The sequence below is a fragment of the Pseudomonas viridiflava genome (assembly GCF_001642795.1).
Taxonomy (GTDB): Bacteria; Pseudomonadota; Gammaproteobacteria; order Pseudomonadales; family Pseudomonadaceae; genus Aquipseudomonas; species Aquipseudomonas viridiflava.
This window is the reverse complement of record NZ_LKEH01000047.1, coordinates 142,283-168,404: the sequence shown is the minus strand read 5'-3', so window position 1 is coordinate 168,404 and position 26,122 is coordinate 142,283. Positions and strand designations below refer to the sequence as shown.

Annotated in this window: 29 protein-coding genes and 1 tRNA gene; 13 read left to right on the top strand and 17 right to left on the bottom strand. The window is 55.7% G+C overall.

Features of this window, described 5'->3' with window-relative positions:
* The first annotated feature begins 21 nt into the window (after nt 1-21).
* The 3 genes from xylF to AO065_RS23795 all read left to right on the top strand — a co-directional run bounded on the left by xylF (nt 22) and on the right by AO065_RS23795 (nt 3,815).
* A complete protein-coding gene (xylF, locus tag AO065_RS23805; protein WP_004879232.1) occupies nt 22-1,023 on the top strand; it encodes a D-xylose ABC transporter substrate-binding protein in 1,002 nt (333 codons plus the stop codon).
* Between the two features lie 98 nt (nt 1,024-1,121).
* Entirely contained in the window at nt 1,122-2,678 is a 1,557-nt protein-coding gene (gene xylG / locus AO065_RS23800; RefSeq protein ID WP_004879230.1) for a D-xylose ABC transporter ATP-binding protein, read from the top strand.
* A complete protein-coding gene (locus AO065_RS23795; RefSeq protein WP_004879229.1) occupies nt 2,679-3,815 on the top strand; it encodes a sugar ABC transporter permease in 1,137 nt (378 codons plus the stop codon).
* A 55-nt stretch (nt 3,816-3,870) separates the two neighbouring features.
* Here AO065_RS23795 and AO065_RS27975 read toward each other — a convergent pair whose 3' ends face one another.
* The 3 genes from AO065_RS27975 to AO065_RS27970 form a co-directional block, all read right to left on the bottom strand.
* Nucleotides 3,871-4,083 (bottom strand): type II toxin-antitoxin system MqsA family antitoxin, encoded by a 213-nt coding sequence (locus AO065_RS27975; RefSeq protein ID WP_080597865.1) that lies wholly within the window; start codon nt 4,081-4,083, stop codon nt 3,871-3,873.
* Between the two features lie 30 nt (nt 4,084-4,113).
* Nucleotides 4,114-4,566, bottom strand: a complete 453-nt coding sequence (gene hepT, locus AO065_RS23790; protein WP_004879227.1) for a type VII toxin-antitoxin system HepT family RNase toxin — start codon at nt 4,564-4,566, stop codon at nt 4,114-4,116.
* Between the two features lie 77 nt (nt 4,567-4,643).
* A complete protein-coding gene (locus tag AO065_RS27970; RefSeq protein ID WP_412778559.1) occupies nt 4,644-5,030 on the bottom strand; it encodes a CopG family ribbon-helix-helix protein in 387 nt (128 codons plus the stop codon).
* A gap of 108 nt (nt 5,031-5,138) precedes the next feature.
* Here AO065_RS27970 and AO065_RS23780 point away from each other — a divergent pair, with 108 nt between their 5' ends.
* The 3 genes from AO065_RS23780 to AO065_RS23770 are packed head-to-tail and all read left to right on the top strand — an operon-like array spanning nt 5,139 to nt 6,827.
* Nucleotides 5,139-5,684 carry a PAAR domain-containing protein gene (locus AO065_RS23780; protein WP_032650279.1) on the top strand — a complete coding sequence of 182 codons (546 nt, stop codon included), beginning with the start codon at nt 5,139-5,141 and terminating at the stop codon, nt 5,682-5,684.
* Between the two features lie 10 nt (nt 5,685-5,694).
* Entirely contained in the window at nt 5,695-6,477 is a 783-nt protein-coding gene (locus AO065_RS23775) for a hypothetical protein (protein WP_004879223.1), read from the top strand.
* Entirely contained in the window at nt 6,462-6,827 is a 366-nt protein-coding gene (locus tag AO065_RS23770) for a DUF7079 family protein (RefSeq protein WP_004879222.1), read from the top strand. The genes AO065_RS23775 and AO065_RS23770 overlap by 16 nt, the downstream gene beginning before the upstream one ends.
* 335 nt (nt 6,828-7,162) lie before the next feature.
* On the opposite strand, the gene AO065_RS23765 is transcribed toward AO065_RS23770, so the two are convergent.
* The 9 genes from AO065_RS23765 to dapA all read right to left on the bottom strand — a co-directional run bounded on the left by AO065_RS23765 (nt 7,163) and on the right by dapA (nt 13,804).
* A complete protein-coding gene (locus AO065_RS23765; RefSeq protein ID WP_004879220.1) occupies nt 7,163-7,729 on the bottom strand; it encodes a hypothetical protein in 567 nt (188 codons plus the stop codon).
* Nucleotides 7,729-8,556, bottom strand: coding sequence for a DUF7946 domain-containing protein (locus AO065_RS23760; protein WP_155500402.1), 828 nt, complete (start codon nt 8,554-8,556; stop codon nt 7,729-7,731). The genes AO065_RS23765 and AO065_RS23760 overlap by 1 nt, the downstream gene beginning before the upstream one ends.
* A gap of 67 nt (nt 8,557-8,623) precedes the next feature.
* The gene (locus AO065_RS23755) at nt 8,624-9,232 is read right to left on the bottom strand and encodes a hypothetical protein (protein ID WP_004879217.1); all 609 of its coding nucleotides are present in this window, start codon (nt 9,230-9,232) and stop codon (nt 8,624-8,626) included.
* Nucleotides 9,233-9,255: 23 nt separating this feature from the next.
* Nucleotides 9,256-9,879: a GIY-YIG nuclease family protein gene (locus AO065_RS23750; RefSeq protein WP_004879215.1), complete on the bottom strand. Its 624-nt coding sequence runs from the start codon at nt 9,877-9,879 to the stop codon at nt 9,256-9,258.
* A gap of 229 nt (nt 9,880-10,108) precedes the next feature.
* Nucleotides 10,109-10,198, bottom strand: a tRNA-Ser gene (locus AO065_RS23745).
* 92 nt (nt 10,199-10,290) lie between these two features.
* The gene (gene purC / locus AO065_RS23740; RefSeq protein WP_004879213.1) at nt 10,291-11,001 is read right to left on the bottom strand and encodes a phosphoribosylaminoimidazolesuccinocarboxamide synthase; all 711 of its coding nucleotides are present in this window, start codon (nt 10,999-11,001) and stop codon (nt 10,291-10,293) included.
* Nucleotides 11,002-11,029: 28 nt separating this feature from the next.
* Nucleotides 11,030-11,788 carry an MBL fold metallo-hydrolase gene (locus tag AO065_RS23735; RefSeq protein WP_004879212.1) on the bottom strand — a complete coding sequence of 253 codons (759 nt, stop codon included), beginning with the start codon at nt 11,786-11,788 and terminating at the stop codon, nt 11,030-11,032.
* Nucleotides 11,789-12,907: an outer membrane protein assembly factor BamC gene (gene bamC / locus AO065_RS23730; RefSeq protein WP_004879210.1), complete on the bottom strand. Its 1,119-nt coding sequence runs from the start codon at nt 12,905-12,907 to the stop codon at nt 11,789-11,791.
* Between the two features lie 18 nt (nt 12,908-12,925).
* Nucleotides 12,926-13,804, bottom strand: a complete 879-nt coding sequence (gene dapA, locus AO065_RS23725; protein WP_004879206.1) for a 4-hydroxy-tetrahydrodipicolinate synthase — start codon at nt 13,802-13,804, stop codon at nt 12,926-12,928.
* 325 nt (nt 13,805-14,129) lie between these two features.
* Between dapA and AO065_RS23720 the strand changes: the two genes are divergently transcribed.
* Both AO065_RS23720 and AO065_RS23715 read left to right on the top strand, forming a co-directional pair.
* Complete coding sequence (locus AO065_RS23720; protein ID WP_004879204.1) at nt 14,130-14,693, top strand: glycine cleavage system transcriptional repressor; 564 nt, start codon at nt 14,130-14,132, stop codon at nt 14,691-14,693.
* Between the two features lie 9 nt (nt 14,694-14,702).
* Nucleotides 14,703-15,176, top strand: coding sequence for a peroxiredoxin (locus tag AO065_RS23715; protein ID WP_004879203.1), 474 nt, complete (start codon nt 14,703-14,705; stop codon nt 15,174-15,176).
* Nucleotides 15,177-15,227: 51 nt separating this feature from the next.
* On the opposite strand, the gene AO065_RS23710 is transcribed toward AO065_RS23715, so the two are convergent.
* Together AO065_RS23710 and AO065_RS23705 are read right to left on the bottom strand one after the other, a co-directional pair.
* Complete coding sequence (locus AO065_RS23710) at nt 15,228-16,298, bottom strand: AI-2E family transporter (RefSeq protein ID WP_004879201.1); 1,071 nt, start codon at nt 16,296-16,298, stop codon at nt 15,228-15,230.
* Between the two features lie 30 nt (nt 16,299-16,328).
* Complete coding sequence (locus tag AO065_RS23705) at nt 16,329-16,580, bottom strand: sulfurtransferase TusA family protein (RefSeq protein ID WP_004879200.1); 252 nt, start codon at nt 16,578-16,580, stop codon at nt 16,329-16,331.
* Nucleotides 16,581-16,720: 140 nt separating this feature from the next.
* Here AO065_RS23705 and AO065_RS23700 point away from each other — a divergent pair, with 140 nt between their 5' ends.
* Complete coding sequence (locus AO065_RS23700) at nt 16,721-18,154, top strand: M48 family metalloprotease (protein WP_004879198.1); 1,434 nt, start codon at nt 16,721-16,723, stop codon at nt 18,152-18,154.
* 77 nt (nt 18,155-18,231) lie between these two features.
* On the opposite strand, the gene nadA is transcribed toward AO065_RS23700, so the two are convergent.
* Nucleotides 18,232-19,290, bottom strand: coding sequence for a quinolinate synthase NadA (gene nadA / locus AO065_RS23695; protein ID WP_004879196.1), 1,059 nt, complete (start codon nt 19,288-19,290; stop codon nt 18,232-18,234).
* Nucleotides 19,291-19,522: 232 nt separating this feature from the next.
* Nucleotides 19,523-20,743: an alpha/beta fold hydrolase gene (locus AO065_RS23690; protein ID WP_032650188.1), complete on the bottom strand. Its 1,221-nt coding sequence runs from the start codon at nt 20,741-20,743 to the stop codon at nt 19,523-19,525.
* 182 nt (nt 20,744-20,925) lie between these two features.
* Between AO065_RS23690 and AO065_RS23685 the strand changes: the two genes are divergently transcribed.
* On the top strand, nt 20,926-22,215 hold the full coding sequence (locus AO065_RS23685) for a M20 family metallopeptidase (RefSeq protein ID WP_004879192.1): 1,290 nt from the start codon (nt 20,926-20,928) through the stop codon (nt 22,213-22,215).
* Between the two features lie 60 nt (nt 22,216-22,275).
* On the opposite strand, the gene AO065_RS23680 is transcribed toward AO065_RS23685, so the two are convergent.
* Nucleotides 22,276-22,911 (bottom strand): LysE family translocator, encoded by a 636-nt coding sequence (locus AO065_RS23680; protein ID WP_004879190.1) that lies wholly within the window; start codon nt 22,909-22,911, stop codon nt 22,276-22,278.
* Between the two features lie 395 nt (nt 22,912-23,306).
* On the opposite strand from AO065_RS23680, the gene AO065_RS23675 reads away from it, so the two are divergent.
* The 3 genes from AO065_RS23675 to AO065_RS23665 all read left to right on the top strand — a co-directional run bounded on the left by AO065_RS23675 (nt 23,307) and on the right by AO065_RS23665 (nt 26,004).
* Nucleotides 23,307-24,371: an NAD(P)H-dependent flavin oxidoreductase gene (locus AO065_RS23675; protein ID WP_004879187.1), complete on the top strand. Its 1,065-nt coding sequence runs from the start codon at nt 23,307-23,309 to the stop codon at nt 24,369-24,371.
* A 30-nt stretch (nt 24,372-24,401) separates the two neighbouring features.
* The gene (locus AO065_RS23670) at nt 24,402-24,791 is read left to right on the top strand and encodes a tautomerase family protein (RefSeq protein ID WP_004879184.1); all 390 of its coding nucleotides are present in this window, start codon (nt 24,402-24,404) and stop codon (nt 24,789-24,791) included.
* 310 nt (nt 24,792-25,101) lie between these two features.
* The gene (locus AO065_RS23665; RefSeq protein WP_004879178.1) at nt 25,102-26,004 is read left to right on the top strand and encodes a DUF1460 domain-containing protein; all 903 of its coding nucleotides are present in this window, start codon (nt 25,102-25,104) and stop codon (nt 26,002-26,004) included.
* Nucleotides 26,005-26,122: the final 118 nt, after the last annotated feature.

Below are 26,122 nucleotides of genomic sequence, written 5' to 3'. Positions count from 1 at the left end.
ACAATAAAAGGACGCACCACCATGAAAAAACTACGGCTCACGTTACTCGCCAGTGCGCTGGCCCTGCTCTCGCTTCCGGCCATGGCCGATTCCGCCAATCCGAAAATCGGTTTTTCCATCGACGACCTGCGCCTTGAACGCTGGTCCCGGGACCGTGACTATTTCGTCGCGGCAGCGGAAAAGATGAACGCCAAGGTCTATGTGCAATCCGCCGACGCCAATGAGCAGAAGCAGATATCCCAGATTGAAAACCTCATTTCCCGTGGTGTCGATGTGATCGTCATCGTGCCGTTCAACGCCACCGTACTGACAAACGCCGTCGCCGAGGCCAAGAAAGCCGGGATCAAGGTGGTGTCCTACGACCGACTGATCCTCAACGCCGACATCGATGCCTACATCTCCTTCGATAACGAAAAGGTCGGCGAGATGCAGGCCAACGGCGTGCTGCAAGCTGCGCCGAAGGGCAACTATTTCCTGCTCGGCGGCGCGCCCACCGACAACAACGCCAAGATTCTGCGCGAAGGCCAGATGAAGGTGCTGCAACCGGCGATCGACAAGGGCGACATCAAGATTGTCGGCCAGCAGTGGGTCAAGGAATGGAACCCGACCGAAGCCCTCGCCATCGTCGAAAACGCTCTGACCCGTAACAACAACAAGATCGACGGTATCGTCGCCTCCAACGACGCCACGGCAGGCGGCGCCATTCAGGCCCTTGCTGCGCAGAAAATGGCGGGCAAGGTACCTATCTCCGGCCAGGACGCCGACCTGGCTGCGGTCAAGCGTGTGATCGACGGCACCCAGACCATGACCGTCTACAAGCCGCTCAAACTGATCGCCTCGGAAGCCGCCAAACTCTCGGTGCAACTGGCGCGCAACGAAAAACCGACCTACAGCTCGCAGTACGACAACGGCAACAAGAAGGTCGATACCATCCTGCTCACGCCTACCCCGTTGACCAAGGACAACATCGACTTGCTGGAGAAGGACGGCTTCTACACCAAGGCGCAGATCGCCGGGCAATGACCGATCAGGCTCGCTTGAACGCCTGAGGATGAACCGCAGGACCGGATGAGACCTGTCCTGCGATACGTCTTGTGTTGCCTCTGTGTGAGTGCCTCGCCATGTCCGATTATCTGCTGCAAATGAACGGCATCATCAAAACCTTCGACGGCGTCAAAGCCCTGAACGGCATCGACATCAAGGTCCGCGCCGGTGAGTGCGTCGGTCTGTGCGGCGAAAACGGTGCCGGTAAATCCACGCTGATGAAAGTCCTGTCAGCGGTTTATCCCTACGGCACCTGGGAAGGTGAAATCCTCTGGGACGGCCAGCCGCTCAAGGCGCAATCGATCAGCGAAACGGAAGCCGCAGGCATCGTCATCATCCATCAGGAACTGACGCTGGTGCCTGACCTGTCGGTGGCCGAAAACATCTTCATGGGCCACGAACTGACCTTGCGCGGCGGGCGCATGAACTACCCGGCGATGATCCATCGCGCCGAAGCCCTGATGCGTGAACTGAAAGTGCCGGACATGAACGTGGCGCTGCCGGTGTCACAGTACGGTGGCGGCTACCAGCAACTGGTGGAGATCGCCAAGGCGCTGAACAAACAGGCGCGGCTGCTGATCCTGGACGAGCCCTCCTCGGCCCTGACACGCTCGGAAATCGAGGTGCTGCTGGACATCATTCGCGACCTCAAGGCCAAGGGAGTGGCGTGCGTTTATATCTCCCATAAGCTCGATGAAGTCGCTGCGGTATGCGACACCATTTCGGTGATTCGCGACGGCAAACACATCGCCACCACCGCGATGGCCGACATGGACATCCCGAAGATCATCACCCAGATGGTCGGCCGGGAAATGAGCAACCTCTACCCCACCGAACCGCACGACGTGGGCGAAGTGATGTTCGAAGCGCGCCACTTCACTTGCTACGACGTCGACAACCCGAAGCGCAAACGCGTAGACGACATCTCATTCGTGCTCAAGCGGGGCGAGATTCTGGGCATTGCCGGGCTGGTCGGTGCCGGACGCACGGAACTGGTCTCTGCGCTGTTCGGTGCCTATCCCGGTCGCTACGAAGGCGAGGTCTGGCTGGAGGGGCGGCAGATCGACACGCGCACGCCGCTCAAATCGATCCGCGGCGGGCTGTGCATGGTCCCGGAAGACCGCAAGCGTCAGGGCATCATTCCGGACCTGGGCGTGGGCCAGAACATCACCCTTGCCGTGCTGGACAGCTACTCGAAGATGACGCGCATCGACGCCGAAGCCGAACTGGGCAGCATCGACCGGGAAATCTCGCGTATGCACCTCAAGACCGCGAGCCCGTTCCTGCCGATCACCAGCCTGTCCGGCGGCAATCAGCAGAAGGCCGTGCTGGCCAAGATGCTGCTCACCAAGCCGCGCGTGCTGATTCTCGACGAGCCGACCCGAGGCGTCGATGTCGGAGCCAAATACGAGATCTACAAACTGATGGGCGCGCTGGCAGCTGCTGGTGTGTCGATCATCATGGTGTCCTCGGAGCTGGCTGAAGTGCTGGGCGTCTCCGATCGCGTGCTGGTGATCGGCGAAGGTCAGCTGCGTGGCGACTTCATCAACCAGGATCTTACCCAGGAACAGGTGCTCGCCGCCGCGCTCAGCCATCCCGATGGCCATAACAATAATGATCGGAAGACCGCGTAGATGAATCAGGTCAAACAGCTCTTTTCCCGCTACAAAATGCTCGCACTGGTCATCGCCGTGGCGATCATCTGGCTGTTCTTCAGCTGGCAGACCGAAGGCGGCTTTCTGACCCCGCGCAACCTGTCCAACCTGCTGCGGCAAATGTCGATCACCGGCATCCTCGCCTGCGGCATGGTGCTGGTAATCATCAGCGGCGAGATCGACCTGTCGGTAGGCTCATTGCTCGGGCTGCTGGGCGGCCTGGCGGCGATTCTCGACGTGATCTACCACATACCGCTGCTCGCCAACCTGAGCATCGTCGCCCTGTGCGGACTGATGATCGGCCTGGCCAACGGCTACATGACCGCCTACCTGCGCATCCCGTCGTTCATCGTCGGCCTGGGCGGCATGCTGGCGTTCCGCGGCATTCTGCTGGGCATCACCGGCGGCACCACCATCGCGCCGGTCTCGCCGGAGCTGGTGTACGTCGGCCAGGGCTACCTGCCGCATGCGGTCGGCACCGGCCTGGGCATCGTCCTCTTCGCCCTCACCCTGTTCCTCACCTGGCGACAACGCCGCAACCGCGCCCTGCACGGCCTGGCCGCCCACTCCATGGCCCGCGACGTTTCACGCGTGGTGTTGATCGGCGCCGTGGTGGCCGGGTTCGTCTACACCCTCAACAGCTACGACGGCATTCCGGTGCCCGTGCTGCTTCTGCTGGTCCTGCTGGGCGTATTCAGCTACGTCACCAGCCAGACCGTGTTCGGCCGCCGCGTCTACTCGGTGGGCAGCAACATGGAAGCTACACGCCTGTCCGGCATCAATGTACAAGCCGTCAAACTGTGGATCTTCGGCATCATGGGCGTCATGTGCGCCCTCGCCGGCATGGTCAACACCGCCCGCCTCGCGGCAGGCTCGCCGTCGGCCGGCAACATGGGCGAACTCGACGCCATCGCCGCCTGCTTCATTGGCGGCACCTCCATGCGCGGCGGCTCCGGCACGGTCTACGGCGCGCTGCTGGGGGCGCTGGTGATCACGAGTCTGGACAACGGCATGTCCATGCTGGATGTGGACAGTTACTGGCAGATGATCGTGAAGGGCAGCATTCTGGTGTTAGCGGTCTGGGTGGATGTGAGTACGCGGACGGGGCGGCGGTAGTCGGAGCTGGAGCTCTACGAGGGGCTAGGAGTTAAAGCTTCGCAGTAGGCGTGGATTATGTTCCGACCCGAGCATCCACCTGCTGGTTGAATTTCACCATCTCTGCGCTGACCCGGGCAGATTCAGTGGCGTCCAGCACTACCTCACCACAGATCAGGCAGTGATTGCCTGAGACCGATGAGATGACCATCGATTCTGATTTATACGAGTGCGGGATGTTGCGGGTGCAAGACGTCAAATCAGCGGTACGACACGTTGGACAGTTCATGTCATGGTTACTCGATAGGAGCAGTGAGCGTTATCTAAATCGGTAAGCGTCACGCAGGGTCGCTTTGATAGCAGCATCCTTGCGCAGAATTGCCGAACTGAACAACATAAAATCACCTAAATGCTGGGTGATCATAAAAACCACTGTTGGCAATTGCAGCGTCTGGTAATCATGCACAGCGATGTTGCGAAACCCCACCATATTTTTCATCCTCGGCAGCAACAGTGCTTCCAGCCAGCCACCACGATGAAGCAATTCGAAAACATCGCGAGCGTCTTCCGGGACGCCAAGGCCTTCCCGTCGGATCAGATGCTGGCCCATGTCGAGGGCGGCCACGCAGGCACGTTGCATGTTGAAAATAGCGGCATCCTGGCGCGTGATGTCAGCTCCGAACGTATCGGGTTCTTTTTCGTATTCATCTCGTGCTCTTGATACAGAGCGCTCGATGGAGGCTGCTTTGAAGGTCAGCACATCATCGCTCATCACCAGTCCCTCTAGATTTTTTGAGCGCCCGTCAGCACAGCGTTATTCAAAATTGCTCCCATATTGCTATCGCCCCTTCACTTAGCCCGACTCGCGGCACGAGCAATCCATTTGGCTTTGACCGATTTCAGATCGACTGTCTTACCTGCCTTGACGTCGACAAGGCCCTCATCCGTGGCATTGAGATTCTGCGTTTCGACTTCAACGTAGCGAGACAGCTCGTCCAAGTGGTACTGACGATCACCTATGGCGAGGGCTAGCTGGTCGAGCATTTCGACCAACTCATCTTCAACATGGAATGACAAAACAGACAATTTAAGCAAAACCTCCAAGCCATCAAATTCATAAAAATCTCTGGTCTTAGAAGAATTGAAAGCCGGGTACGCGATCACATCAACCGTTTTTGTCCTTTTCTGTGGCCGCGTGCTCAGTCTGAACAATGTTCCATGCAAAACTTGGCTCATCGTTTGGCGGTGCATCTCATCAAGAATGATATTGCGCCCCTCGAGGTAATTTTTCTGAACCAGTCTGATACAGTCGTTTCCGTTAGATTCATCGACAAGGAGTCAAAAATGGCAAAGCCCGCTGCGCGTGTCACAGACCCGACCAGTTGCCCGATGCCTGGGCACGGTCCTCAATCTATAGCCTCAGGCTCTCCCGATGTATTTTTTGACGGTCTGGCAGCCGCTCGCAAAGGCGACTTATGCACTTGCGGCAGTGCATTGACCTCTGAGGTGTCCGGGACAGTGTTCATTAACGGAAAAAATGCTGCACTGGTCGGTACTGCCGGTAATCACGGCGACCTTGTTATAGGCGGCTCGGGTACGGTTATCATCGGAAGCGTCCACACCCCAGCCCCTTTTACCCCGCCCTCAGCCATGGTCACTCACGGCAACTGGATTGGCTTCAAGATTCCCGCAGAAGAAAGTTATGAGGGATTTGCTTGCACGGCTTACTTTGACGATGGGTCTTCCATGTCCGGCGTGTTTGACGCAAAAAACTCAGTCAGATTTTCCAATCCCTCTGGAAGCTCCTGTCATACATTGGCATTTAACCAAGACGAAAATACCTGCATGACCGCAGGAATCGACGGATTGCTGAACGACATTTTGGGATAAGGATATTCTCGTGACGGAACCGAATCTGGTAACCGGAAGTTATATCGTCAAAAGCGAACATACGCTTGAACGGTCACCGCTCGAAATGGCGGTTGCAGGCATGGAGGGCGCGGCGAGTCGATTTTCCATTGACGCCATCAAGGATGAGCGCGTCCGCGCCAGCTACGAGCGCAACATTAGACGAATGTCACAACAGATATTCGCCGAGGTCAGAGCTGGCAATATTAGCGTCGAGGACGCAACAAAATTCAGCAATGAGATGCGCAACAAAATCATGTTCGAACACCGAAAGCTGACCTCGGCTCAGGGCCTAGCCATCGCACAAAAAAAGAAGAAAGCAGGAAGAACACACGGCGAAATCCTGAATGAAAAATCTCAAACCCAGTTCAACAAAAACTACGATCAACTTTCAAAATCTCAACAGAAAGAAGTTTTATACAGGGCTTTAGAGAGGTCCGGCAGTGCCAACGCCAAGTTCACTTCCGGCACCAAGATAATGGCAGTCATGGGCAAAGTTGGCATTATCATGACAGCAGTATTGGGCACATATCAGATACTGAATGCTGACGACAAGGCCAAAGAAACAGCGCGTCAAGCCACTATCTTCGGTGGCGGTGCGGCGGGTGGGTTTCTAGCTGGCTTGGGCGTATCAGCAATTTGCGGTCCTGGAGCCCCAGCGTGCGCCATAGCCGTTGTTCTGATCGGTAGCATCGCTGGCGGCATTGCAGGCGGAGTCGCTGCAGATACATTCGACTCAGAACTAGAGGAGTTGGTCCATTGGGACATATTCTGACTCCAGCGGAACGATCGACCATACAAATCGCGCTAGCAGAGGCCTTTGTCGACAACAATGTTGATTATGCGTCCATCGCGGAACGGATCAGGGGTTATGACTCACGGGTTATCGAAGAAATTTTGTATTCGGAAGTCGCACCGGTTTGCTTCAGTAACCTCGAAACGCCCGTACCTTCTGTTTGGACCGGATTCAAGGATGAGTGGCTATTGGATGAAATAGCCAAAGAGCTGAAGTCGCGCGAGAACAGCTGGCTACGGCGTAGCTTCGACTTGGTGAAGGTTAGATGGTTACGGTATAGCTACGGGTATATTTGGAAGGAAATTATGGCGTTTCGTCAGTTAGAGTGAACTGATTGCAGGAGCTACGGGATACAGATATCCATCGCCATAATTACTCATCACGTGTGCCGACGTGTGGGGGAAGTCGTAAATCCGACCAAATGAAGCAAGGTCGCAGAAATCATCGTTATTTTGACCACAAAAAAACCCGTAGCTGAATCAGCTACGGGTCTTATTTGTATGGCGGAGAGATAGGGAGCAGCGGACAATTGCTCTGAAAGCCTTGAAAATACTGCCCTTATTGGGGCTTACTCCCTTTTTGCTACAGAAATCTGCTACAGAAATTCTACTTGCGAGCAACATCGACAAATGCGATGTCAACACAACCTCTAGAATAAAATAAGTCACAGAGCTATTTCTGGCGGCACTCCAATAACACTATCGTTATAAATTTTAGCACTTGTCGCAAACTCAAAAAAAAGCCCCCAGTACTCTTGGGAAATATTTATACCTTCGTTAAAATTTTTCCCGTACATAGCACAATATGAATAATATCCAAACATATAATAAGCCACCTTCCGATCAATCTGATTTGATCGGACTAGCAAAGCAATTTCTTCAAAAAAAGCCATTAGCTTTCTTTTTTTATCCCACATATCTTCATTAGCAAGTCGAATATCATCAGAATCAATAAAGCATAGGATTTCAGACAGATCCTTATCGTCAAATAATCTACGGTGCTGAGCCAGAAAAAATTCAGTTCTTTTCAACCGCGCAGAAATATCCTTATCCTGTAAGTCTTTTAATCTCTGCTCATCTAATCTACGCAATTCCTGATAAATCTTATACAAGCCAACTGTACCAAACACAACCATGGCAATAACCCCGAGCGCCTGCCAGCAGGAGGCCCACTCGCTCATGGCTAAGCAAACATCTATCACAACCATGCAGTATTGTGAAGGATCAGCCATTACAATACCTCTAAAATATCTTCAACTATATACCGCTTTACCACGCCATTCGCACTCACGACTTTCCTCACCCTAAGATGCACCTTACCAGGCAAGCCATCATTGTGCTCTTGCATCGATTTCAATGAAAGCCCTTTTAATCTGTGATCGTCAGGATGAGCTAAAGCGAAAGAAACCACCTTGCCTTCTTCATCAGAAAATAAGCGGCCAAAATGACTAAGGACGTTTACCTTAGTAACATTCCCCACGATATATTCGCTATCAGCTTGAACCTCTCTTACAGTCACATAGTCAAGCGTATCACTTCCTAGCGCTAACGCATCGCCTACTCTTGGGCGGTTAAAGAAAATCTTGACGTTTTCATCACTCGTAATAGCTTTATGTATTAGATACATCGGAGACTCGAGCGCATCTGCCACCTCATGAATAAACAGTTCCTTCTCTTTCTTAGAGGCAATTTTTTTTACATATGGTGTTTGGGGCTCATAATCGACGCCTACAGAGCTTGACAATGTCCAGCTCAAGTAATCCCAAAAAACATTAACCAACACGGTGCCACCTACCTTCCTTGCGATTTTTTCGCCGAACCGGATATCTACCTGTTCTTCAAAGCATCCTTTCTTCGATGAGTGAATAAATGCCTGCGCACCTTTTGCGCTTTGATTTTTTGTCCTCACCTCTTCATTATTTGCAAAAGCATGAGCCACCAAATTCACAGCCCGGGCGAGACCTGTAATGGTGTTCGCAGCATCATACACATCAAGCAATCCTTCATCGGCAACTCCACCCTCTACACGTAAAATCAAACTTACTTCCTTGACATCCACTTCCATACCCTCGGCTTAAACTCAAAATAAGATACAAACCCAAACCCCGCACACTCAAATACCATACCTAGATTTGATCCCACAGCGTGGCAACATAAGCCAACTCAGCATTTACCATTCGCATCAATTTCTCAAGAGATGCCGAATCATAATTTGCACAAAATAGCTTGCTATTTCTCACATCCAAGATAGCCATCTTGCAATTTGCAGGCGAACCAGAACTTAATGCAGACTGCATTAATGCCAAGATAACATCGACTCGAAGCTTATGAAGGGGTTCGTCTTTAAGATAAAGTTTTATGAGATGCGGCACTCCGTCTACTACCAACCCAAGCTCCGGATTTATGCCTATATCAATATTCTGATAACTATAAACCGCACTAAAAGAAGAATTCCAAATAATGACTTTCCTTCCCCACCACCTCTCATAACCGCTAATAGCTTTAGGGTAATTTTTTATTTTTTTCTCGTCCGTGAGAAACTTCAGTACATCAGTCAACTGATTTTTTGGATGATTTTTTTGATGGATAGATACAATCCACTCTCTTAAAGGCTTATAAAAGTCAGTCTGCGGAGAGTAAGCCTGACGATACTTTATTTGATTTACTTTCGTCGCCTTGGGCGTGCCCGACTTCGAAATAATATCTACAACATCTGTTAGCGTAATCCTTGGCATTTCAAACTCCTTATCACAAAACACTACTGCTTAGCTTCCGCCTGAATCAACCTGTGAATTTCGACTACTCCATCAATAAATGGAAGAGCATCATCAGTAAAAAACTCTCGAGACTTATTGATTCTAAAGTCTATTAGCAATTTGTGCAGCGCTTGCTCAAGCTCAATAAAATTCCGAGTTGAGTAAACTTTATGAACAGAGAACTCGAAAGGCACACCAGTTGTGTAGAGTTGCAAAATTCGCTTTTCTATAGCTTGAGATGTGAAACCTATTTTGATGATCTCGCGACCCTGCTGAGTATAGGTTCCTGTTTTCAACACGTAAACGTTGCCGATGGATACGTCAAAGTCTTCTAGCTCAGATGCATCTTCAGCAAGCTCGCCAGTGGTCAGCGATACCTTGTAAGGTTTAGTTGAGTCGTCACAGAAGAACTCATCATTGGTCTTCACCACGCCATAAATCTGAGCTAACAGGGCATGATCTAGGGTCGTGTAGTGGCCCCGCTCAACGTTGCGAAGGTGTGAAGGCGTACCATGGAATTCTGGATATTGGGCCTTTACGACCTCTTTGATCTCTTGCGGTGTCAGAGGCTGCTGAGAAGCCTCAACCACGGACCTGACCGTTTCTTTGAACGAGCGAGTAAGCATAGTCAAACATCCTTGTGATAAGCCCCGATGCTATCCAAAGGCCACCCCAAGGGCAAGGTAAAGTGATTCAGCGACTGAGAGGCAACCCAGAAAAAAGGCGGGCGAAAAAAAACGGCAATCTGTAGGCTTTTTCTGTTCCACCGCCTTCAAAGGCACTGCTACAGAATTTTGCTACATAATTACCGTTTTTCTGCCTTGTAACTCATTGATTTACAAGGGCTTTTAATAATGGCGGAGAGATAGGGATTCGAACCCTAGGTACCGGTGAAGGTACAACGGATTTCGAATCCGTCCCATTCGGCCACTCTGGCATCTCTCCAACGGCGCGCATCATAACAGCATCGAGACGTAACGCGAAGCCCTAAGGCCATTTTTTTTCGTGCTATCAAACGCTTGCGTCGTTTTTGCAGCTTAAAGCGGTACGCCCAGACGGTTGGCGACTTCTTCGTAGGCTTCGATGACATCACCGAGGCCCTGGCGGAAGCGGTCCTTGTCCATTTTCTTGCGTGTGTCCTTGTCCCACAGGCGGCAGCCATCGGGGCTGAATTCGTCGCCCAGAACGATTTCGCCGTGGAACACACCGAATTCAAGCTTGAAGTCGACCAGCAGCAGGCCTGCGTCGTCGAACAGCTTCTTCAGAACTTCGTTGACCTTGAGCGACAGCTCTTTCATGCGGACCAGTTGCTCGGCGGTGCCCCAACCGAATGCCACAACGTGGGATTCGTTGATGAACGGGTCGCCCTTGGCGTCGTCCTTGAGGAACAGTTCGAAGGTGTACGGATCGAGCTTTGTACCCTCTTCGATGCCCAGACGCTTGACCAGGCTGCCTGCGGCGTAGTTACGCACGACGCACTCGACCGGGATCATGTCCAGTTTCTTGACCAGGCACTCGTTGTCGCCCAGCAGCTTGTCGAATTGGGTCGGAACGCCCGCTTCTTCCAGCTTCTGCATGATGAAGGCGTTGAACTTGTTGTTCACCATGCCTTTGCGGTCCAGCTGTTCGATGCGCTTGCCGTCGAACGCCGAGGTGTCATTACGGAACAGCAGGATCAAGCGGTCAGCGTCGTCGGTCTTGTAAACCGATTTGGCTTTGCCGCGGTAGAGTTCTTCACGTTTTTCCATGATGGGCTCCGCTTGCTAAGTAGTTGGGCTAGGCGATGTGTCGCCAGTCGAGCCCTGAATCTTGATCGGCCAGTTGCAGCCAGTCCGGGTCGCACCCAAGGGTGTCGACAAAACATTGCCGGGCCAGATGCGGCAGGTTGTTCTTGCTGCTGAGATGAGCCAGCACGAGGTGCTGCAAGCTTTGCCATCCCAGTTCGCTCACCAGGTTGGCGGCCTGATGGTTGTTCAAATGTCCCGTTTCACAGCCTACACGCTGCTTGAGAAAGACCGGGTAATGGCCTCGGGCAAGCATGTCGCGGCAGTGGTTGGCTTCGATCATCAAGGCATCCAGGCCGTGATAACGCTGCAGCACGTTCGGGCAATACGACCCCAGATCGGTCAACAGGCCAAAGCGGCGTCGACCGTCATTGAAGACGAATTGCGTGGGTTCGAGCGCATCGTGCGAGACGGACACCACATCGATGTCCAGCGCGCCGACCTGCAATCGCTCGCCACCTGTGAGCAATCCGGCCGCCTCGACCGGCTTGCGCATCCCGCGCAAGGTGCCGCCACTGAGGTACACCGGCAAATTGTAACGCCGAGACAGCAAACCCACGCCATGCACGTGATCGGCATGTTCGTGGGTCACCAGAATCGCGCTCAGTTGCTCGCCCGCGACACCTAGGCGAGCCAGGCGTCGCTCGGTTTCCCGCAGGGAGAAACCGCAATCGACCAGCACGTACGTATCGTTGCTTGCGACCAGCGTGCCGTTGCCACGGCTGCCGCTGCCCAGAACCGCGAAGCGCACTTAACCCAGGTTGTCTTGAATAACGCTCAATACGCGGCGGGCGACATCTGCCGGCGCAACGGTATTGATGTTCTTCTCGACCGTGACCTGAACGTTGTCACCCACCTTGCTCAGGCGAACCTGATAGCGCTCGGCACGTGCATCGATCTCTTCCTTGCTGCTCTTGCTGCCGAACATGCGGCCGAAGAAGCCAGGCTCGTTTTCAGGCTTCTGGGCCTTCTCTGCGAGGTTGATGTAGTACAGGCCCAGGCTGCGGTTGATGTCTTCGACACGCCAGTCACCCTGATCCAGCGCACGGCCGACACTCGACCATGCACGATCCAGATCGGCACCCAGGTTCAGGACCGGGTTGCCGCTGCCGTCTTCGCTCAGGGCGACACGGCTCGGGGTGTCGAAGTCACGCGCTGCCAGCAGGGAGATGGAACCGCCCTTCTCGGCGTTGCGGCTCATGCTGGCCAGCAGATCGTCGGTCAGCGCTGCATCCAGACCCAGGTTGGTGGTGCGATTCGGGAACGCCACATCAGAAGTGCTGCCTGCAGGGCGTTCTACGCTGACCACATAGACTTCACTGGTATTGCGCTGTACGCCCGGTTCGATACGGACCCGCACGCGGGTTTCCGAGTCGGCCGACACGCCACTTGCAGTCAGGCGCTTGGCCACTGAAGCGGACAGTTCGTCGAGGCGCTGCCAGGAGGAGCTGAATTCACCGGTCTGCGGACGCTCTTCAGCGATGCGGAAACCGTTGTCTTCGAAGTATTGGTGGGCAACCGGCCAGACTTCGGCAGGCTGGCGCTGAGCCAGAATCCAGTGAGCGTCGCCGCTCTTCTGCAGACTGAAGTCGCTGGACTCGGAGGCGGTTCCCAGCGGCAACGGACGCGGAACGACGTATTCACCGTCCTTCTGCGTGCTGTCGGCGACGTTGCGCGGGATCGGCAGCAGCGGGTCAAGGCGCTTGACGCCGGAGACGTCGGCAGGCACCTGCATCGGTGCTGTCTGGGACGCTTGAAGGTAATCACTGCCGCGATCACGGAAATAACCGTCTTCGCCCCAGAGCCAACCGCAACCGCTGGTGCTGGAGATAATCAAGGCAAGTGCAGAAAGTCCGGCCAATCGCTTCATTGCGTAGTACTTCCTCAATTAAACCAGGACGCCGGACTGGCGCATGGCCTGTCGCAGCGGTTCGTGACAGGCTTCGCTGAGCCAGGTGAGCGGCAGACGGATACCGTCCGGCATCAGACCCATTTCATGCAACGCCCACTTCACGGGGATAGGGTTGGATTCGATAAACAGTGTGTTGTTGAGCGGCATCAGCTTTTCGTGGATCGCACGGGCCGCTTCGGCATCGCCACGCATGGCCGCAGCGCACAGATCGCTCATGGCGCGCGGTGCAACGTTGGCGGTGACGGAGATATTGCCCTTTCCACCCAGCAGCATCAATTCGACGGCAGTGGCGTCGTCGCCGGAGTAGACCAGGAAGTCGCTGCTGACGCCTGCAAGGATGTCACGGGCGCGCTGCAGGTTACCGGTGGCTTCCTTGATGCCGATGATGTTCTTCACGGCAGACAGGCGCACAACGGTCTCTGGCAGCATGTCGCAGGCAGTACGGCCCGGCACGTTGTAGAGAATCTGCGGAATGTCGACCGCATTGGCGATATGGCTGAAATGCTGGAACAGCCCTTCCTGGGTCGGCTTGTTGTAGTAAGGCGTCACCAGCAGGCACGCGTCGGCACCTGCGGTCTTGGCGTTGGTGGTCAGTTCGACCGCTTCACGCGTCGAATTGGCGCCTGTGCCGGCAATCACCGGAATGCGTCCAGCCACCTGATCGACCACGCGACGGATGACTTCGATGTGTTCGTTCACATCAAGCGTCGCCGACTCGCCTGTGGTGCCGACGGCAACAATGGCGTTGGTGCCCTCTTGCAAGTGGAAGTCCACCAGTTTGCTCAGGCTGTCCCAGTCCAGACGACCTTGTGCATCCATGGGTGTGACCAGTGCCACCATACTGCCCGCAATCATGCAACCGCTCCTGCCGGAAAAAGAGAGCCGTAATGGTACTGGCGCTATCATGCTTGTACAAGCGAAGTACCGCGCTCTGAGCATTCCCCTGAGCGATGGTTTTCGCTACCCTTCGTCCTTTGATCGGTACTGGTCACCTGCGCACCTCGCTCAATCGGTCGAATTTGTCGCCAGAAGCCCCGCCCCAGCGCGTTCCAGCCCAGCCATGGCCAGGCCATGCACGCCAGACGCACCGGGGCTCAGGTCGGTGTCTCGCGCTCTCGATTGTCGAAAAAGCCCCGCAAGACCAAAAAAGTACCGACCGCTCATCGTCTAGGAATGCTGCATGTCGTCCACCCCCACAGTTCGCGAACAATTCCTTGTCATCAGTGCCCTTGGCGCAAACCCCATGGAGCTGACCAACGTCCTGTGCCGAGCCAGCCATGAAAATCGCTGCTCGGTGGTTACCTCGCGCCTGACCCGCCACGGCGAGTGCAGCGCACTGATCCTTCAGGTTGCAGGCAGCTGGGATGCCCTGGCGCGCCTGGAGACCGGCCTGCCGGGCCTTGCCAAGAAGCATGCGTTCACGATCAGCGTCGTGCGCAGTGCCACCTCCGAGAGCCGCCCGGAAGCCCTGCCCTACGTGGCCTACGTCAGCTCGGCGTACCGCCCGGACATCATCAACGAGCTGTGCCAGTTCTTCATCGACCATAACGTCGAACTGGAAAACCTGATCTGCGACACCTACCAGGCCCCGCAGACAGGCGGCACCATGCTCAATGCCACCTTCACCGTCACGCTGCCTGCCGGCACGCAAATCAGCTGGCTGCGTGATCAGTTCCTCGATTTTGCCGACGCACTGAATCTCGACGCGCTGATCGAACCCTGGCGCCCACAAGCCCCGATGTAAGGAATCCTCATGGCCGTTGCAGTAGATCAATCCGTTCCCGACTTCCAGGCAGCCGCCACCAGCGGCCAGACCGTCACCCTGTCAGAGCTCAAGGGCCAGCAGGTGGTGATCTATTTCTATCCGAAAGACAACACGCCGGGCTGCACCACGCAGGGCCAGGACTTTCGCGATCACATCGCGCAGTTCCAGGCCGCCAACACCGTCGTACTGGGCGTGTCCCGCGACAGCCTGAAGACCCACGAAAACTTCAAGGCCAAGCAATCGTTCCCGTTCGAGCTGATTTCGGACAAGGACGAGGCGGTCTGCAAGCTGTTCGACGTGATCAAGCTCAAGAAGCTGTACGGCAAGGAATACCTTGGCGTTGATCGCAGCACCTTCCTGATCGACAAGGAAGGCGTGCTGCGTCAGGAATGGCGTGGTGTGAAAGTGCCGGGCCACGTGGCCGAAGTGCTGGCCCAGGCTGAAGCCCTGAACAAGGCCTGATGTGACACATCGCTGCGGCGCGCAATGCACCGCAGCGACCTTCGCCCGACGCTACAGCAATGGCGCCACCGTCGGCTCATTGCGCGGCCAGGCATCGAGGACGGCCTTGAACAGGGTGGCCAGCGGAATCGCGAAGAAAATCCCCCAGAAACCCCACAAACCGCCGAACAGCAATACGGCGCAGATGATTGCGACCGGATGCAGGTTGACCGCCTCGGAGAACAGCAGCGGCACCAACACGTTGCCATCCAGCGCCTGAATGATGCCGTGCACCATCATCAGGTAGATGAATTGATCGCCCCAGCCCCACTGAAACAGGCCGATCAGCGCAACAGGCACGGTCACCACCACCGCGCCCACATAAGGCACGACCACTGAAATACCGACCAGCATCGCCAGCAGCGCGGCGTAATTGAGCCCCAGCGCGACAAACGCGATGTAGGTCACGCCGCCACAGATGAAGATCTCGATCACCTTGCCACGGATATAGTTGGCGATCTGGCGATTCATTTCTTCAGCAACGCGATTGAGCAGCGCCCGCTCGCGCGGCAGATAACCCCGCGCCCAACGCCCGATCATGCGGCGGTCCTTGAGAAAGAAGAACACCAGAATCGGCACCAGCACCAGATAGATCATCAGGTTGACCACCAGCGGCAGACTCGACAGGGACAAGGTGACTGCCAGCTGTCCGAACTTGCCGATCTCGCCGCGCGCCACCTCGATGGCCTGCAGTACCTGCTCGTCGGACACCAGGTGCGGATAGCGCTCCGGTAGCAATAGCAGCAGGGACTGCCATTTCGCGAGCATGCCCGGCAGTTCGTTGAACAGCGTAATGAGCTGGTGCCAGAGCAGTGGCACCAGCACCAGCAGGAACACCAGCAGTGCGCCGATGAACAAGGCGAACACGAACCCTACTGCTGCCACCTCCGGAATGCGAAAGCGCTCCAGAAAATTGACCACGCCCTGCATCAGGAACGCCAGCACCAGCCCGGCCAGAACCGGTGCCAGCATGCCGCCTAACGTGAGCACCAGGGTAAACGCCAGAAACAACAGAACGGCCAGCACCACGGCTTCTTCATCAGAGAAGTAGCGCTGCACCCAACCGCGAAGCACATTGAACATCAAACATCCTTTTCAGAAAAATCGCGGCAATCAGGCTTTGCGCAGCCAGTAACGATAGACACCCGCCTCCACTTCTTCATGCACAAGTTCATGGCCAGCCAGTCGGGCAAACGTACGGAAATCACGTTGGGAACCGGCGTCGGTCGCGATGACCTTCAGCACGGCACCGCTGGCCAGACGGTTGAGCTCCATCTTGGCCTTGAGCAGGGGCAACGGACAGTTGAGCCCGCTCGCATCAAGCTCGGCGTCACACGCCTCGGGGCGCGCTACTGGGTCAGACATCGTTTCTCTCCTGGCAGACACATCGAATTACAAAGCAGGCTGCGAAAGGCATCGCTGGCCAGCCAGCAAGAATACCTCACTCTGGTCAGCACGCCATTTAGCCAGCTACAGTACAGGCTCTTCAGAAAAGAGCTCCGTGCATGAATTTTTTGCGTCCTACACTGCTCACGCTCGCCTGCCTGTTTTCCGTACCGAGCATGGCCGATGACCTGCCATCCCTTGGCGACGCGAGTTCTTCCATCGTTTCTCCCGAGCAGGAACACAAACTGGGCCGTGCCTGGCTGGGCCTGCTGCGTGGCCAAGTCAGCCAACTGTCGGACCCTCAGCTCAAGGATTACGTCGAGACGACGGTCTATCGTCTGGCCGAAACCAGCCAGGTCCAGGACCGGCGCCTCGAATTCATTCTGATCAACAGCCCCCAATTGAACGCCTTCGCCGCACCCGGCGGGATCATCGGCGTCAACGGCGGTCTGTTTCTCAATGCCCAGACCGAAGGCGAATACGCTTCGGTGCTCGCTCACGAACTCGCCCACTTGTCGCAGCGTCACTTTGCCCGAGGCATCGAAGCACAGCAGCGCATGCAGGTGCCGGTCATGGCCGCCATGCTGGCCGGTATCGTGATGGCTGCCGCCGGTGCCGGTGACGCAGGCATCGCCGCCATCGCCGGCTCCCAGGCTGCCGCCATCCAGGAACAGCGTCGTTTTTCACGCCAGAACGAGCAGGAGGCCGACCGTATCGGCATCCTCAACCTGGAAAAGGCCGGTTATGACCCGCGCAACATGCCGACCATGTTCGAGCGCCTGATGCGTCAGTATCGGTTCGATGCCAGGCCACCTGAGTTTCTGCTGACTCACCCGGTCAGCGAATCGCGGATTGCCGACACCCGTAACCGCGCCGAACAGGCCAAACCGGGCGGCAAGGAAGACAGCGTGCTGTATCAACTGATGCGGGCACGGGTTGCGTTGATCTATGAGGAAACACCCGGCATTGCCGCCAAACGCTTCCGCGCCCAGTTGGTTGAAAACCCGAAATCCGAAGCCGCGCGCTATGGCTTGGCCATCGCACAGATCAAGGGTGGCCAGCTCAACGAGGCCCGCGAGAGCCTCAAACCGCTGCTGGAGAAATCACCGAATGACATCACCTACAACCTGACGCAGATCGAACTGGACATCACCAACAACCGCCTGCCCGACGCGCAGCAACGGGTCGACCGCATGCTGACGCTGTACCCGAACAACTACCCGCTCAACGATGTGCGTATCGACGTGTTGCTCAAGCAGAATCGCACCGCCGAAGCCGAAAAAAGCCTTGAGGCGTTGCTGAAGACGCGCCCTGACGATCCGGACATCTGGTATGTCGTGGCCGAAACTCGCGGCCTGAATGGCAACACGGTCGGCCTGCATCAGGCTCGCGCCGAGTACTTCGCGCTGGTCGGTGACTTCCGTCAGGCCATTCAGCAACTCGATTTCGCCAAGCGTCGCTCGGCCAACAACTTTCAGCTGGCTTCACGCATCGATGCGCGGCAGAAGGACCTGATCGAGCAGGAACGCATGGTCAAGGAAATGATGAACTGACTGCGCCGTAACATCAGTCCCGAAAACGAAAAGCCCAACAGTCGAGTCGGGCTTTTTGTTTGCGTTTGTCAGCCCTGTCAGGCATTGCCCGCCTGTCTCATGCGCGCTGCGTGAGTGAAATCCAGCATGCGCTGCAAAGGACGCACTGCATTGGGAATGACTGCAGGATCGACGAATATCTCGTTGGAGCCCTCTCTCAGGCACTGCAACGTGCGTTCAAGGGTGTTCATCGCCATCCACGGACAGTGCGCGCAACTGCGGCACGCCGCGCCATTACCGGCCGTTGGCGCTTCGATGAAGATCTTGTCCGGGCACACCTGCTGCATCTTGTAGAAAATGCCGCGGTCGGTGGCCACGATGAAGGTCTTGTTCGGCAAGCGTTGCGCGGCGGCGATCATCTGGCTGGTAGAGCCCACGACGTCGGCGAGTTCGATGACAGCTTCCGGCGACTCCGGGTGGACCAGAATCGCCGCCTCGGGATACAGCGCCTTCATATCCTCGAGCTGCTTGGATTTGAATTCCTCGTGGACGATGCACGCCCCGTCCCAGAGAAGCATGTCGGCACCGGTTTCGCGCTGGATATAACGACCCAGGTGCTTGTCCGGCGCCCAGATGATCTTCTCGCCGTTGTCCATCAGGCTCTCGACGATTTCCAGAGCGCAACCCGAAGTCACTACCCAGTCAGCACGGGCTTTGACCGCTGCGGAGGTGTTGGCGTAAACGACTACAGTGCGCTCCGGATGCTGATCGCAGAACGCCGAGAACTCGTCCACCGGGCAACCGACATCCAGCGAGCACGTCGCTTCCAGCGTCGGCATGAAGACGCGCTTTTCCGGGTTGAGGATCTTGGCCGTCTCGCCCATGAAACGCACGCCAGCCACCAGCACGGTACTGGCTTTGTGATTGTTGCTGAAACGCGCCATTTCCAGCGAGTCAGCCACACAGCCACCGGTTTCCTCGGCCAGTGCCTGAATCACCGGATCGCAATAATAGTGAGCCACCAGCACCGCGTCCTGCTTCTTGAGCTCGGCTGCGATTTCGGCGCGGTAATGCGCCTGCTCTTCCGGGCTCAGCGTCTTGGGCTGCTTGGCATCAAGATGCGCTTGTACCAGAAAGCGTTCGGAAATCTGTGTCATGTTCGCGGGACCTGAAGGCGCTTGAGCGCGAAAGGCAAGTTTACACCCGAAAGACAGGCATCGAAAAAGTGCCGAAACTTTACTGCGGTGGGACCTTCCGGCACTGACGCAGGTGTGTGGCCTGCGTGTGAAGTCGACGCCGATTCTAACTTTAAAAAACTGATTTAACAGTAGTTTTCAGGGTGGCCAATATGATGAGAATGACTCTTATCCATGGACCGATAATAGGTGATCAATAACCGGCTGCCTTACAGTTACCCGTTATGTTCTCCCCTGAGAACGCCTTCTGAACGAACTTTATCGAATCGACCAGCGAGCCATTCACAGCGCCCGAATGGTCCAGGTCCGGATAAAGATGCCATTCGATCCGGCTGCCCGCTTTACAGGCATCAGCGACCAATGCTGTTTGCTGGGCCACCGAAACATCGTGATCCTGCCCTCCGGTCCCGATGAAGACCGGGATATCCGACTTCAACGTCGGATAGGCTGACGCACGGTTTATCAGGTCGAGCACTCGCTTGGGTGAGCGCTTGAAGCCGTTGTCGAAGGTGAGATGATCCGCAATGACTTGCTGTTCGATGTCATGGAGGCAGGCGCGCTGGCTGAGTTTGAACGCAGCAACGGCACGTTCACTCAAATAGTCGGCAGGCACAAAGGACGGATCGAGCAGCGCGCCGGTGCTGAGTCTTAACAGGTTGTAGGAGAACGTCGAAGGCGTTGATCCAACCGCCACGCCCGATCGTTTTTGCACACCGGCGTAAGGCGTGCCTGTCGCGACCACACCGGCGATGTTCAACTCAGGCGCATACGTACTGGCATAGACCGCCGTCGCAAACGCTGCTCGTCCGCCCTGAGACTGACCGAATACCACAACTCGTTTCGAGAGGTGGAAACCGCCGCCCATGACAGCTCGGATACTGTCGAGGATGTCAAACGCGAGCGGACGTGTCAGCCCATAAGGGTGCGGCCCAGGCGTTCCGAGCCCCTGATAATCGGTCGCGACCACAGCATAGCCTTGTGCAAGCCACTGATTCAGGTAACGAGTGTCACGCGGACTGCGACCTGCGAAAGAGGGAGCGCAGATATCGGCACTGCCCACCGTGCCATGTGCCCACGCCATCAGCGGCCAGCCGCCCACTGGCGGGCTTCCTTCGGGTATGAATAAAGCTGCAGAGACGACAACCTGCCTTGTGCTTTCGAGACCATCGGTCGAGGTGTACAGGAACCGGATATGGGTAACTGCATTGCCAAGGCTTTGCGCCATGGGCAATGGCTCGGATCGAAGCATCGTCCCGGGCGCGGCTGGCACGCCGTCGGTCCATGTGTAGAAGTCAGGAACCGCCCCCTCCCCCGAAGGCATGACGGCTGCATCAGTACATCCACCTTGCAGCACCAGCAAGAAGATGAACAAGGCGCTGGCCGAGCGAAGGCGCAATAACCGGGAAAGGTGCATTTCCAAACCTCCAAATACCCGAGCGTGGGCGTTTCGACGTGGGTTAAGCATTAATTATATTTAATGCCTTGCTCCTTTGATCAGTCGGCATCATGACCGGCCCTGATTCCATGGCTATCAGCGTTTGCATGGACATCAAGCGACACCCGAATACACATCGCGATCTGGACGGGACACTCGACATGAAAAAGCGCATTTGTCTGCTCACCCTGCTACTTGCCTCCAGCGGTGCAATGGCCGGATCGACGTTGGACGAACAGAATATCGTTTCCTATATCGATAGCCGCAGTGCAGAACAGATAGCGCTACTTGAACAACTGGTGAACATCAACAGCGGCACCGACAACGCCGAGGGTGTCATTCGGGTCGGCAACATCATGAAGCAGAAACTCGAAGCGCTGGGTTTCGACACCCGTTGGCACGAACTTCCGGCGGAAATGAAACATGCGGGAAGCCTCATCGCACTGCATGAAGGAAACAGGTCCGCAAAACGACTGTTACTGATCGGTCACCTGGATACCGTTTTCCCTGAAAACAGCAATTTTCAGACCTTCACCTACACCGAAGGCGGCAAGAAAGCCAAAGGCCCTGGCGTGATCGATGACAAAGGCGGCATGGTGACAATGCTCTATGCGCTGCAAGCCCTGAAGAGTACCGGCGCGCTCGACACCATGAACATTGCAGTCGTGCTGGTCGGCGACGAAGAGTTCGCCGCCAAGCCGACCACGATCTCAAGAAGCGTACTGATAGACGAAGCCAAAAAAAGCGATATTGCACTGGGTTTCGAATTCGCCTTGTCTCCCAACCAGTTGGTGACCGATCGCAGAGGCTTGAGCGAGTGGTTTCTGACCAGCACCGGTCTGGACAACCACTCAGCAACCATCTTTCAACCTAAGACCGGCTACGGCGCGGTGTACGAATCGGCTCGTGTGCTTGATGAGATCCGCTCGAAGCTTTCCGAAGAGGATGGTTTAACCATCAACCCCGGTCTGATTCTGGGTGGTTCCACTGCAAACGAGGACGTCGCAAGCGGGCAAGGCACGGCTTCAGGCAGAAAGACCACGGTGGCCAAATCAGTACTCGTGCACGGCGACCTACGCTTCAAGACCGAGGAGCAACGACAATCGGCAGAAACCAGGCTGAAGGAAATCGTCAGCCGCCCATTGCCCCAGACCAGCAGCGAAATAACGATAAAAGCGATCATGCCCGTCATGGCCGAGCGCGACAGCAACCAAAAATTGCTGGAGGCCTACAGCCGCGTGAGTCGAGACCTGGACGGCCCGGCGCTGGAGTCCGCTCCGTCTGCTGATCGAGGTGGCGCAGACGTGTCCTATGTAAACCCTTACATAAGCGCCAGTCTGGATGGACTGGGTGCCTGGGGCACCGGCGCGCACAGCGAGAACGAAACGCTCGACGTGAGTTCTCTGCCAATCGCGACCAAACGGGCTGCGATTTTCATGAGCCGTTATTGAAGAGGCATGTGTGCAGCGTCAGCATCCGGTAGTTCAGCTGCACACCTAAAGACTGCCGGCCTAGGCCGCTTTCGATTTAAGCGTAAACAGGCTGGCGCCAAGCAGCATGAAAGACGCTCCGAAGACTCGATTCATCTTTTGCATGCGCGCCGGCGAGTTCAGATACTTTTTGATCACCTGAGCGAACATTGCGTACAGGAAGTGGGAAGTCACCGCGCAGGCAGCGAAGGTGGCGACCATCAAGGCAAGCTGACTGATGGCCGGATCAGTACCGTGGATGAATTGAGGCAGAAATGCAGCGAAGAACAGTATGGCTTTAGGATTAGTGATCGCCACGGACACGCCGTGCAGAATCAACTTGCCCACGGACGCCGTTTGTACCGCTTTTTTATCGATACCGTAATAAGCACTGTCGCGGGTGCGCCATTGCTTGATACCCAAAAAGACCAAGTACGCCGCGCCCGCCACTTTAAGCACCATGAATGCCGTTGCGGAGGCTGCCAGCAACGCTCCAAGCCCGGCAATTGTCGCGGTAGATACCACTAGCAATCCAAGAGCATTGCCCAGCGAACCAATCATCGCCCGACCAGGACCGTAGGCCAGTGAATTGGAAAGCGCCATGATCACGGCAGGTCCGGGCGTCAAGGTGATCAACATCGCAACCAGCGTAAATACCAACCACTCATGCAGGGTCATGACGCAGTGCTCCAGGTTTTTTTGAGGAGGTTAAAGCGGCTTTAAAACGCTGAAACCATAAGCTGCCACCTTGCCTACCTGCCGCAACGCGGTCAACTGCTGTAAATTTTCACGGACAGCATTGAAAGCGTCGATTTTCAGCGCTGGTTCAGTCCTCTCCCAATGCAGCAGCCATGGAGTCAATAAGACACAACCCGATTGATGGCAGTCTTTACGACCCAGTCAAAAAGACCCGCAACGGCTCTGCACTCCCGTTTAACAAGCGCCATTTCAGTGGCATGCCTGTTGCTCTATACATGACATCATCCCCATCGAAGCAGCCATCGAACGACTCCTTTCAATGGCACCGACATCGGGATTCAGTGTGTGCAACGAAGCATAAGGCAGGTTAATCCATGTCACGAACAGGCTTATCGTCCCTATTGGAAATCGAACACCCCATCATTCAGGCGCCCATGGTGGGCGTTTCGACGCCTGAGCTGGCTGCAGCCGTATCCAACGCAGGCGCTCTGGGTTCTATAGGCCTCGGAGCCAATAACCCTGAGCAGGGGCGCGAGCTGATCAGACGGACAAGGGCCCTCACCGCCAGACCTTTCAACGTCAACCTGTTCTGCCACACGCCGGCAGCGTTCGACGAGACAAGGAACCAGGCATGGTTGACGTACATGGCCAAAACGTTTGCCGAGTTTGACGCCAACCCGCCACGCGTTTTAAGAGAGATTTACCAGAGCTTCGTCAATGATCGAGCGATGCTCGACATGCTGCTGGAGGAGCGTCCGGCTGTCGTCAGCTTCCACTTTGGCGCACCGCCAAAAGAGTGGGTCGCCGAACTCAAGACGGCCGGGATATTCACCTTGGGGTGTGCAACAACATTGCTCGAAGCCAGACAGCTCGAGCAGGCGGGCATTCAGGCCATCGTTGCGCAGGGCTATGAAGCAGGCGGGCATCGCGGCGTTTTTGACGATGCACCCGGCCGAGATGACGAACTGGGGTTGTTCGCACTCTTGCGGATCATCCGCTCGTCAGTAGACCTGCCCGTCATTGCTGCCGGAGGCATCATGGACGGGGCCGGTATCAACGCAGCCATGGCGCTCGGGGCAAGCGGCTGCCAACTGGGCACCGCGTTTATCCTGTGCCCGGAATCATCAGCAACGCAGGAACATCGAGAAGCACTCAGAACCGCCAAAGCCCATGAGACACGCGTTACCTGCTGTATTTCGGGACGGCCCGCTCGTGGCATTTCCAACCGTCTCTACCTGGAGGCGCTGGACGCGAACCTGCCCCGCCCGGCGGAATACCCACTCGCTTACGACCTGGCAAAGGCGTTGCACTCGGCCGCTGCAGCCAAGGGCTGTCATGATTTTGCCGCTCAATGGGCAGGACAAGGTGCACCGTTGGCCAGAGAGCTTCCCGCTGCAATGCTTGTTCAGACGCTTGTTCAGGAAATGCTTGAACATTAAATCTCACACCCTGTTTAAAAGGTAGTCGACATGCCGCTGCTCAAAATCGATGTCATCAAAGGTCGCTCTGACGAAGCGCTGGCGACGCTGCTGGACACCGTCCACAACGCGATGGTTGAAGCATTTCAGGTGCCTGTCAGGGATCGCTACCAGATCGTGACCGAGCATGCGCCGTCACGAATGATCGTTCAGGACACCGGGCTCGGGCTTACCCGAACACAGGATGTTGTGGTGATTACAGCGATCAGCAGACCACGCTCTGCCGAAATGAAGCAGACATTTTATAAGCTGGTCGCCGAGGGCCTGGAGGCAAACTGTGGAATATCACCGCAGGATTTGATGATCTCCATGGTCATCAACAGCGACGAGGACTGGAGCTTCGGGCTGGGCAGAGCACAGTTTCTGACCGGGGAGCTGTAAGCTCGGCACGGACAGCGCACGTAGTCGAAGTCCAGAATACGGCGCTGCCCGACCGGTGGAAAAAGACTTTACCTGTGGTCCATACCTGATTCTCTTAAACAAACATTCACCGCAAAACGCCCCAAAAGCCTGCAACATGCCAGACAGGCTTGATATACATGCGGGCTACGGTTGATGGTGAAGTGGATCAGTTGGTTGATGCCCCACTTCGACATCCCCTTTTTCCGAATGCCCCCCATAACGTTCCGACACGGTCGGCTCGCGCCGTCATGGCCGTGATGAGCTGCTGGCAGGTAAGAAATCAATCATCATGCGAAAAACAGTTCTGTTGGCCTTCACATCCTTCTTGCTGTCGGGATGCGCCGTTTCTGAAACCAAAGCCCTGAATAATCCCTCCAGTCACCTGACAGCGACACCACAGCCTGTCAGTTTGAAACTGGATGATTACACCTCATCGAAAATCGACACCGTCCTGAAGCATCAAATCAGCCCCATGGATACGGGTCAGAGAACCAACGCCATTTCAGCGTTTTTCATAGGTACGCCTTACCGTGCCAATATGCTGCGCGGCACGGACAGCATGGCAGAACAACTGGTCATTGATTTTAGAGGACTGGATTGTTTTACCTATCTCGAATATGTGGAAGCCCTGAGGAAATCGTCATCAGAATCCGATTTCGAGAAGAACCTGATCGAGACCCGTTATAAAAACGGCACCGTTGGTTTTTTGAACCGCAGGCATTTCTTCAGCGACTGGGCGAACGATAAAGACCACGCCCTGGCGGACGATTTGACGTCTCGGATAACCCCCCACGCGGTCAGCATTGAAAAGAACCTGAATGCAAAGAGCGATGGCACGGCCTACCTTCCCGGTTTGCCCACGGTCAGGCGTACCATTACGTATATCCCCAGCAAATTCGTCGACAAAGAAGTGGTCAGTCACTTGCAAACGGGCGACTACATCGGCCTCTACACGGAGCTTCCGGGGCTTGACGTGACCCACGTCGGTTTCTTCATAAGAACGGACAAAGGTCCAGTCTTGAGGCATGCATCGCTGAAAAAAGGAAAGGTGGTCGACCTGCCCTTTCTGGACTACGTGTCACAGAAACCCGGAATCGTTGTTTACAGACCCAAAACACAAGCTTACCCATCACCTCCCCTCCTGACACATCCTCAACGGGATGGCGCAAGAAGTTTTCCTATCACGCCTTAACGTTCTTTCTATTAGAAATCTTCTCGAAGAAGGCTAATCTGGGTGAGCGTGGCGAAAGCCGTGTGGTTTTACCCTGATGATAAGAATGCGCTCAAACCTGCGTTGCGCGTTGTGAGCC